This window comes from Mycobacterium sp. (assembly GCF_019247615.1).
Lineage (GTDB): Bacteria > Actinomycetota > Actinomycetes > Mycobacteriales > Mycobacteriaceae > Mycobacterium.
On sequence record NZ_JAFBAT010000135.1, the window covers coordinates 1 to 9,475 of the forward strand.

Consider the following 9,475-nt stretch of genomic DNA (forward strand, 5'->3'; position numbering starts at 1 on the left):
AGCCCGTCATCAATCGGCCATAGGCAGGACGAACGACGGCGTCAGGGTTTGCGCCTCGCCGACGCGACGCACCGCCGTCCCGGCCACGTAGAACTCCACGGTGTGATGCCCCCACGCGTAGTTCGAGATCGCGAAATGCACCCCGACGATGCCGTTGCCACCATCACGCTCGGCTTCGCTCTGCATCCGGGACATCGCCAGCTCGCGGGCCTGGTAGCTGCCCTGCGTCCATTGCGGCATCTCGGTGTTGCGCCCCGCCTGCTTCAGCATCGTCAAAAATCCTTGCACGGCAACGTGAAACACGCAGTTGCCCATCACGAAGGCGACGGGGGCGTAACCCGATCGAAGCAGGGTGGTCAGATCCTGGCCGGACAGGTGGCTAGTGAAGGCCTGCCCGTTGGGGCGCCGGTACGCTCCGGGCTTGCCGGTGTATCGCACCGCGGTGCCGACGGCGATGAACTCGAGGTGCTCGCCCTCCCCCTGATGCCGCCAATCGAGACGGACGCCCACCACGCCGTCAGCGCCCAGCGAATCGGCCTCCGCCTGCATCCGCGACATCGCGTTCCAGCGCGCGCGGTACGTCGCCTCGGTCAGGACGGGCAGTTCGGATTGCTGCCGGATGCCGGTGAACTGATAGCCCACGTGATATACCGAAACACCCATCACGAGTTCGATCGGTTCGAATCCGGCCCCGTGCAGCAAGGCGAATTCGTTGATCGACAGATCCGAGGTGAATACCTTCCCGGCGTGCGACAGCCGTTCGCTGGCAACTGGATCGAGCGGGTTCGGTTCCATTGTCGGTTGCATTGTTCGGGGCCCTCCTGCGGTCCCGAACAGCCTAATCGGAATCGGCAAGCGGGCTAGCCCAACCCGCGGATGAACTAACGCACTCAGCGCTCCGGCTGATCCTCGGCTGCGAACAGCTGATCGGCGGATTCCAGCAGTTCCTTGAGCGCGTCGGGGAACGCGTCAGCGATGTCCCACAGGTCGGGCAGTAGGTCGGGACAGGCAATGATCCCGATGCCCAATTCCCCGTTGAGCGACATGACCGTGATGTTGAGGCCCGCGCCGCCGATGAGTGGCCCCAGCGGATACATCGCGTCGACTTTGCAACCCAGGAAGTACAGCTGGTCCCGCGGCCCCGGCACGTTGGAGAGGATGAGGTTGTACACCGGCCCGTGTGGAATGCGCGGCAGGATCCGCAAGGCGGTGCCGAACATTGTCGGGCCGCCGAATTGGGTCCAATCGTGCAGCAACGTGGGTCCCATGGCCGTGGTGTGGTCTTTGGCCGCGGCGTTACCGGCGGCAGTCTTACGGAGACGGTCGACGGGGTCGCTGATTTGGCTCTCCACCCGGCAGAACATCCAGGTGGTGTGGTTGCGTCCGGGACGGTCGGACTTGTCATGCACCGACACCGGCACGGTGGCCACCAGCGGATGATCGGGAAGTTGGCCACGCTCAAGCAGGAAGCGCCGCAGTACCCCGGCGCACAGGGCCACCACGACGTCGTTGACCGTTACGCCGAACCGGTCCTTGACCCTCTTGACATCGCGCATGTCGACCTGGGTGAAAGCGATGTTGCGGTAGCGGGTGATGGTGCCGTTGAACGGGGTGGGCGGAGCCGTAAAGGGCGCGGCCATGGTCTGCCCGCCCCTGCGCGCGCGGAGCGCCGTTTGCGCCAACGTCAGCGCGGTGGCCGGAACCACCGTGGCCAGCCGCAGCGGCCGCAACGCAAACCGCAGCAACCCGCTGGCAGCGATCTGCAGCGGATTGCCGCCACCCGCCCCCTCGACGGGCCGGGGTGCGGGCGCGTCGGGATCCAGGCTGCACAACTGGGCCAGCAGGTTCGCGCCGGCGACCCCGTCCACCACGGCGTGGTGGAGCTTGAGCATCACCGCTATCGCGTCGCCCCGCGCGCCGCCTTCGAGCACCCACATCTCCCACAGCGGCCGTTCGCGGTCCAGCGGCAGCCCCGCGATGTAGCCACATATCTCGGCCAACTCGCGGCGCCCCCCGGGTGCGGGCACCCCGACACGTTGCACGTGACGCCCCAGCTGAAAGTCCTCGTCGTCCACCCAGACCGGGTGATCCAGATTCAGCTGGCTGTCCGCCAGCTTCATTCGAAACTCCGGCATCGCGGTCACCTGCTCGGCCAGCGCGGAGCGCAACCTGCCATAGGTGTAGCCGCCCGGCATCGTCGAGGTATTCAATTCGAGGAGGCAGCACACGTTCAGTGTCTGCGTCGGCGTCTCCATGTAGAGAAAAAATGCGTCAAGTCCGGTTAGTCGTTCCATCGTTGCCCGTCGACCGTATTGGTGTATCAGCTTCCGCCCCAACGCTTTCGCTGGCGGAAGTGGTTCACTCCGTAGAAGCCGTTGTGAGTAATGCCCGGTCCGCTGCTGCGCCCGGTGAGGTTCTGCCGTCCCTGCTGGTTGCCCAAACGGGTTGGAAAGAAAACATGCTCCGCGCCGTTGGTCGCCGCCCCACCGAGCCTTCGGGCGCACCGGATGAACCGCTCACCCTCGCGCCTCGTGATATCCCATACCAGCGGTTTCGCCGCATGGAGGTTCCGCGGGAGGATGATGTTCAGACGAGTCGACACCTGTGACGCTCCCAGGCACACAGCTCCCAGGCACACAGCTCCCAGGGATACAGCTCCCAGGGACAAGGTGCTGACCATCGAACTTCGTGATGTGGTGCGGGCATACAGCGTCGGCGGTCAGCCGGTGCGGGCGCTCGACGGCATCAGCCTGCGCCTTGAGGGCGGACAGTTCGTGGCCGTCGTGGGGCCATCGGGCGCGGGCAAGAGCACCCTGCTGCATTTGCTCGGCGCGTTGGACTCCCCCAATTCCGGGTCGATCGCATTCGACGGCGACGAGATCGGCCGGTACACCGATGAACAGCAGTCCAAATTTCGGCATCACCGGATCGGGTTCATATTTCAGTTCTTCAACCTGTTGCCGACGTTGTCGGCGTGGGAGAACGTGGCGGTGCCCAAGCTCCTCGATGGCGTCCGGATGGGCAAGGCCAAGGCGGATGCCATCCGGCTGCTGGACCGCGTCGGCCTCGGTAACCGGACCGAGCACAGGCCGGCCGAGTTGTCGGGCGGCCAGATGCAGCGGGTCGCCGTGGCGCGCGCCTTGATGATGGACCCGCCCCTGATCCTTGCCGACGAGCCGACGGGCAACCTCGATTCGACGACCGGGGCCGCCATCCTGGACCTCCTTTGCGAAGTGGCGCACGAAGCCGGGCGTGGTCGACTGGTGGTGATGGTGACCCACAACTCCGAGGCCGCGCACGCGACGGATCGGGTGATCGCGTTGCAGGACGGTCGTATCCGTTCGGACGAGCCGGTGGGAGGCCGGGTGTGAGGTCGGCGTCCGCGATAGGCGTGGCAGCGAGCCGGTTGCGTCTGTTCAACCTGCGTGAACTTGCCGTACACCGCCGACGAACGATCGCATCCATTGCCGTAATGGCGGTATCGGCGATGTATCTGGTCGCGGTGTTCGGAATCTTCGGGTCCATCACCGGGTCGGTCAATCGGCTCGCCGACGGTATCGCGGGCGTCGCCTCACTCGAGGTGTCGGGCATCACCGACGCGGGTTTTCCCGACACGATCACCGCCGAGGTGGCAGCCATCCCGGGGGTCGTGGCCGTGGCACCGATGATTCGGACGACGGCGTCCGCGTCGTCTTCCACACGATCCGAGCCGGTTCTGCTGTTCGGCGCCGACGAGCGACTCGCCGCCCTGGGGGGCGCCCTGAAGGACGCGTTGAAAGGGGGCGCGGCGGAGCGCCCCGCCGGCCCCACCGACGCGGTCAGCGTCGGGCCGGCCGTCGGCCACGGGAAGGGCGAGACATTCCAACTTGGCTCGGGCTCGGTCACCGTCGGCGAGGTGCTCACGGGGAAGCAGGTCGCCGACCTCAACGGTGGGCACTACGTCCTGGCTCCACTTGCGTTGGCGCAGAGCATCACCGGGCGTCCCGGCCAGCTCGACTCGATCCTCATCGCCACCAAGCCCGGCGCAAACCTCGCCGAGGTCCGTGCCGCCGTCGCGGGCGCGGTGAACGGCCGCGCCATCGTCGCAGCCCCGAGCAGCCGCGCCACCCGGGCCGGTGACGGCATCAAGCTGATGAACTATATGGCCCTGACGGGCGGGATGGTTGCGCTGGTGGTCGGAGCATTCCTGATCTACACCACCATGACGATGGCCATCGCCCAGCGCCGGCCCGTCATCTCGTTGCTGCGGGCCATCGGCGGCCGTCGCGCCACCATCGTGGGCGACATGGTCGCCGAGGCGGCGGTTCTCGGAGTGATCGGTGGGGCCATCGGCTCGGCCCTGGGAACAGTGCTGGGCCGGCTGGCGATCGGCCGATTGCCACCGGCCGTAACGCAAGGGCTGGAGGCTCGCATCGAGTACTGGCTGCCCGGCTACGCGATACCGGCCGCCGTGGCAGCGACCGCCCTGACCAGCGTGGTCGCGTCGGCGATGGCGGCGCGCCAGGTCTATAAGGTGGCGCCGATCGAGGCGCTTGCCCCCGTCGGGGTTTCAACCGCCGACCACATACCGCGCTGGCTGCGGATCGCAACCGGGGTTGGCGCCCTCGCGGTGTTCGCGGCGTCGGTCGTGGTGGTCGTCAACCAACGAGGCGTCGTCGCCTTCGTCGCAATGTCGGCGGTATTCGTCGCCGAGATAGCGCTCGGCTTCGCGCTCGCGGGGCCGATCGTCACAGCCACGGCCGCGACGGCCCGAGTATTCGGCTCCGTCGGGGCGCTCGCCGCGGCGACCATCGAGCGTGCGCCGCGGAGGGTATGGGCGACGGTGATGACGGTGCTGATCGCGGTTGTCACGACCGTCGCGATCACCGGCACGAACAACGACATGATCTCCTCGGCGAGACGCATTTTCTCATCCGTCGCCGAGGTCCCGGCATGGGTGAGCGCCACTCCCCCGGACGGCTACCCCACCGATGCTCTGCCGCAAGCCCTTTCCGAGAAGGTCGCGGCGATCCCCGGTGTCGGGCACGTAGTCGAGGGCGCATACGGGTTCGCCGAGGTCGGTGGCACGCGCGTCATGCTCGACGGATTTTCCGTCGGGACCGCCGATCCGCTGTACCGTGCGCTCGATCCACCGGTTCGCGACGAGGTGCTCGCCGGTCGGGGCGTCGTGCTGTCGCAAAATCTCGGCACGACTTTGCATGTCGGGGTCGGCGACCCATTGCGGATGCAAACGCCGCACGGCATACGGCAGGCCACCGTATTGGCCCTGGTGCCATACTTCTCAACCGTCATCGGCACGGTGGGGATGAGCATCGACCAATTGCGATCGTGGTTCGACCGACCGGCGGCAACCACCCTCGAAATCGCCACGGCGCCAGGCGCGGACGCCAAGCGCATGCTGGCCGACGTCCGGCGGGCGGTGCCGCCGCCGATCTACGTGTACGACGGCCGCGGCAAGCTCGCGGGCCTCGAAGCCCCGATGCATCAGAGCATGTTCATCGCCGACGCCGTATGGATCATCGTCGTGATGGTCGCGGCGGTTGCACTGCTCAACACGCTGACGCTCTCCGTGCTCGAACGGCGCCGCGAAATCGGTGTGCTGCGGGCGATCGGATCAAGCCGCCGATTCACCCTGCGGATGGTGCTGGCCGAGGCAGCAGGCATCGGGCTGGTCGGCGGCCTGCTGGGGCTGGTCTTCGGCTGTGCGGATCAGTGGCTGTTCAGCCTGGTCAGCGGGGACATGATGAATTTTCGGGTGGACTTCAGGCCGAGCGCGATGGCGCTGGTCTTCACCGTCGGCGCGCTGGCCATCAGCCTGCTGGGCTCCGTGCCGCCGGCGCGGCGAGCGGCCCGGCTGAACATCATCGAGGCCGTGAGCGTGGACTGACGTCACAGACCGAGCGGAAGCAGCGCAACGAACAGCGGCGCGATCGGATCGGTGAAGGGCAGCACCGCAGAACTGTTCAAGAACGGCAAGACCGGGCTTTGGAATGTGTTCACGATGTGCCCCGGCACGCCCAGCCCGAGCGTGGGTTCAAAACCGGAAGTCAAAGTGTCGGAGAAGAACGGGCTCGAGATGCCGGTTGCGACGAAGTTCTTGTCGTCGGGATCCGCGAGGTTGGGCGTCGAAATGCCGCCGATGACGGTGTTTTGACTCATCAGATCTGGATCACCCGCGACGGGTCTGGTGACCGGGGGCAGACCGAGCGCCCCGGCGAGCCGGCTCGCCACGTCATGCACCGACGACAGCGGTCCCAGCTGCGAGGCGGCCGCCGAGGCGCCGGCGTGATAGCCCGCCATCGCGGCGACATCCCGGGCCCACATCTGCTCATAATCGGCCTCCGCAGCCGCGATGGCCGGCGCGTTTTGCCCGAAGAGATTCGAGATGACCAAGCGCACCAAGCCATTCCGATTGGCCGCCACCAGCATTGGGTGCACCGTGGCCGCCCGGGCGCCCTCAAAAGCGCCCGCCACCGCCCGGGCCTGGCCGGCCGCTCCGGTCGCGTGAGTTGCCGCCGCACTTAACCACCTCGCGTACGGAGCCGCCGCCGTCGCCATCGCCGCCGACGCGGGACCCTGCCAGACTCGTTGGGTCAGTCCCGATGTGATCGCCGAAAACGACGATGCCGCCGAGGCCAACTCGTCGGCCAACCGATCCCAAGCCGCGGCCGCATTCAGCATCGGAGCCGAACCCGCGCCCGAGAACATCCGCGCCGAATTGACCTCCGGGGGCAAGACCGAGAAATTCATCGCCACAACTCCTTCTTCAACCCTTCTTCGCCGAAGGCTTGTCGCGATGACGCCGGCTGCGTCATCGCCGACAACATGCCTCGTGTACGACTACACGAGATCGGTACGCCAATGGTTCAACCGAGCTGGCGGCTCGTCGCGGAATCAGCGGAATCACCGGTCACCGTGGCGAACCCGTGTAGGTGGGGTGTGCACGGGGGCGGCACCAGCGTCCGCGGGGCGCTGCACAGTCGCGACGTGTCGAAGCCTGCCGCGCCGATGGCGTCGACGGTTCGGCGGTTCGGTTCGCAGCCCGATGCCAAGCGGGACCACGGCTTTGCGATCAAATCTTGAAACCGGCCCATGGCTCCCTCGCCGCGGACGTGCTCGAGAACGACCAGCCGGCCGCCGGGGGCCAGCACGCGCCGGATCTCGCGCAGGGTGGCGGCCACATCATCCACCGAGCACAGCACCAATCCGATATGCACCGAGTCAAAACTGTTGTCCGGGAATGGGATTGACTCGCCGACACCGTCGACGACGGTGAGCGCGATGCCCCGGCGGCGAGCAAGACGAGAGGCCATCCGGCGAAACGCGGCTACCGGCTCCACCGCCGCGACCGAAGTGACAGTGGAGGGCAGGAAGTTCAAGTCGGTTCCCGGACCGAGACCGAGCATCAGCAGGCGACCGGTCGCGTGCGCGATCGCCGCCCGCCGGTATCGGTGATAGAACGCCCGGTCAAAAAGCGGCATGCCCAGGCGATAGACGTAGGGGAACAACCGGTTGCCGCGCGTGATCAGACACCCAAATCCAGTCGGAACGGCGGATATTCGTCACGCATCAACGAAACATACACCGCTACCCGGTACCGCCATCGAACGATGCCCATGAGCAGGTCGAACATGCCCTGATGGATGGTCCCGGTGCACAACAGCCAGGCCGCGGAGACAGCGCACAGCACCTGCAGCAGCGGTTCCATGGCCCAGCACAAAACTATCTGTGGCAACCCCAGCAGCCACCACTTCACCAGCACCGCCCAGTTCGTCAGCCGCTCGGGATAATCAACGTCCAGATCTCCGGGATAGTCGGGCCGGGGGGCGAGCGTGAAAGGCGGATATCTGTCCGTGCTGTTCATCGGAAATCGGTAATTCATCACTCGCCACGACCACCGCAGGACCCCGACGTTGAAGTCGAAGATCGGGCGCGGGTAGCGCCCGGTGAACAAGATCGCCACACCGGCGACGATCGTCGACACCGGATACACCACATAGAGCGAGATCAATATGGGGTAATGCGGAACGGCCAGCAGGCACCACTTGATCAGCCATAGCCACCGCGAGGGTGCGTCGACGCGACCCCGGACGCGCACGGGACCATCGGTCACTCGCGCCGTTGTCAGCTCGGCGGTTCCGGGCCCGCTCACCGGGGCCCCGACGCGAGAGAAGTCGGTGCCGCGAGCAGGCGATCGATCTCCGCCGACATGCGGCGGTGGCTCGTCCAACGCAGGAACGCGGTGAGCGCAGCCGTGTGGAGCCGGTCGGAGATCAACCCCGCCGGCCTCAGCGCGGACTCGCCATGGGCCACTTGCAGCGATGCCACCCGCGATACGGCCCACACCCTGCGTCGCCTGGTTCGCTCGTACCAGGACAGGGCCCGCGCAACGTCACCGCCACGGCCGCCGCCCCCACCGCGGATGCCACTGAGCGCTCTGCACAGCACCATCGTGTCGAGCAGCGCCTGGTTGGTTCCTTGCGCGAGCGTGGGCGGCATCGTGTGGGCGGCATCCCCCAGCAAAGCCAGACCGCAAGCAGCCGGGCGGCGAGCGATGGGGTGCCGAAAGTGGGGGTACGGCGAACCAGCCAGATGCTCCTCGGTGAGCTTTGCCAGGATCACATCCACCGAATCGAACCAGCCGGTGAATCGGGACCGGATTGTCTCCAGCGGATGCCGCGGCCTGACGAAGTCATAGGACCACGGCAGGTCGAACCACCATTGCACATCCGACCCGCCCGCCGCCCACACTCCGGTGTTTCCGCTCTCGCCGATCACGATGACCGCGTCCTGCTTGTCAGCCAGCTCCGGGAGGGAGATGAGTCCCTGCCAACTGCACCAGCCTGTCGGCTCCGCCGGGGGCGCCCCCACGGCGTCCCGAACGATCGAATGCAAACCGTCCGCACCAATCACCAGATCCGCTTCGGCGGAGCTGCCGTCCTGGAAATCGACCCGCACGCCGTCATCGCCGGTGACGATCCGCACCGCGCGGTAGTCGCATCGAATGCGTTCGATCGGAAAGCCGTGCAGCAGTCGTTCCAGCAGGACCCGGCGCGGGATCATGCGCACGGGTGCACCCAGCCGATCGACCATCGTCCGCAGGTCCAGGGTGGCAAGCCGGCGCCCTCCGGACGTCATCACCCGCACGCTGGACAGCAGTTGACCCGCGCCGTCCATGTCGACGCCCAGTTGCCGCAGAACTGTTTCGCCGTTGGACCAGACGGTGACCGCGCCACCGCCCGCCCGCGTGTCTTTGCGTCGCTCGAAAACGGTCACCTCGTGACCATCCCGCAGCAATCCCCGCGCGACGGAAATCCCGCTCACGCCCGCCCCGATCACGAGTATCCGAAGGGGCCGCGTCGACGATGCGTGGGCCGCCATCGGGCGCCTCCTCGAATGTTCGGAGCCGGACATCGTCAGCCCGCCGAGAGGACCTGGCCTGAGCGTCCAGCCGGCGGGTGCCCGGGTACCTCGT

Annotated in this window: 7 protein-coding genes and 1 pseudogene; 2 read left to right on the plus strand and 6 right to left on the minus strand. The window is 66.9% G+C overall.

Annotated elements, in window-relative coordinates; genetic code table 11:
* Positions 1-9: 9 nt before the first annotated feature.
* Together JO059_RS08930 and JO059_RS08935 are read right to left on the minus strand one after the other, a co-directional pair.
* On the minus strand, positions 10-795 hold the full coding sequence (locus JO059_RS08930; protein ID WP_293315818.1) for a heavy metal-binding domain-containing protein: 786 nt from the start codon (positions 793-795) through the stop codon (positions 10-12).
* A gap of 95 nt (positions 796-890) precedes the next feature.
* Positions 891-2,294, minus strand: coding sequence for a wax ester/triacylglycerol synthase family O-acyltransferase (locus tag JO059_RS08935; protein ID WP_293315820.1), 1,404 nt, complete (start codon positions 2,292-2,294; stop codon positions 891-893).
* 378 nt (positions 2,295-2,672) lie between these two features.
* Between JO059_RS08935 and JO059_RS08940 the strand changes: the two genes are divergently transcribed.
* Both JO059_RS08940 and JO059_RS08945 read left to right on the plus strand, forming a co-directional pair.
* Entirely contained in the window at positions 2,673-3,371 is a 699-nt protein-coding gene (locus tag JO059_RS08940) for an ABC transporter ATP-binding protein (protein ID WP_293315826.1), read from the plus strand.
* 101 nt (positions 3,372-3,472) lie between these two features.
* On the plus strand, positions 3,473-5,887 hold the full coding sequence (locus JO059_RS08945; RefSeq protein WP_293315822.1) for an FtsX-like permease family protein: 2,415 nt from the start codon (positions 3,473-3,475) through the stop codon (positions 5,885-5,887).
* Between the two features lie 368 nt (positions 5,888-6,255).
* Here the strand turns inward: JO059_RS08945 and JO059_RS08950 are convergent.
* The 4 genes and pseudogenes from JO059_RS08950 to JO059_RS08965 form a co-directional block, all read right to left on the minus strand.
* Positions 6,256-6,750: pseudogene (locus JO059_RS08950) on the minus strand (PPE family protein); the annotation flags it as partial.
* Positions 6,751-6,866: 116 nt separating this feature from the next.
* Entirely contained in the window at positions 6,867-7,526 is a 660-nt protein-coding gene (locus JO059_RS08955; RefSeq protein ID WP_293315828.1) for a class I SAM-dependent methyltransferase, read from the minus strand.
* Positions 7,526-8,113 (minus strand): DUF4389 domain-containing protein, encoded by a 588-nt coding sequence (locus tag JO059_RS08960; protein WP_293315830.1) that lies wholly within the window; start codon positions 8,111-8,113, stop codon positions 7,526-7,528. The genes JO059_RS08955 and JO059_RS08960 overlap by 1 nt, the downstream gene beginning before the upstream one ends.
* A gap of 35 nt (positions 8,114-8,148) precedes the next feature.
* Positions 8,149-9,381: an NAD(P)/FAD-dependent oxidoreductase gene (locus JO059_RS08965; protein ID WP_293315824.1), complete on the minus strand. Its 1,233-nt coding sequence runs from the start codon at positions 9,379-9,381 to the stop codon at positions 8,149-8,151.
* Between the last annotated feature and the right edge of the window lie 94 nt (positions 9,382-9,475).

What these genes read in the sequence shown, in the direction of transcription:
- JO059_RS08930 (WP_293315818.1), bottom strand. Translation starts at nt 795, where the DNA reads ATGGAACCGAACCCGCTCGATCCAGTTGCCAGCGAACGGCTGTCGCAC.
- JO059_RS08935 (WP_293315820.1), bottom strand. Translation starts at nt 2,294, where the DNA reads ATGGAACGACTAACCGGACTTGACGCATTTTTTCTCTACATGGAGACG.
- JO059_RS08945 (WP_293315822.1), top strand. Translation starts at nt 3,473, where the DNA reads ATGGCGGTATCGGCGATGTATCTGGTCGCGGTGTTCGGAATCTTCGGG.
- JO059_RS08965 (WP_293315824.1), bottom strand. Translation starts at nt 9,381, where the DNA reads ATGGCGGCCCACGCATCGTCGACGCGGCCCCTTCGGATACTCGTGATC.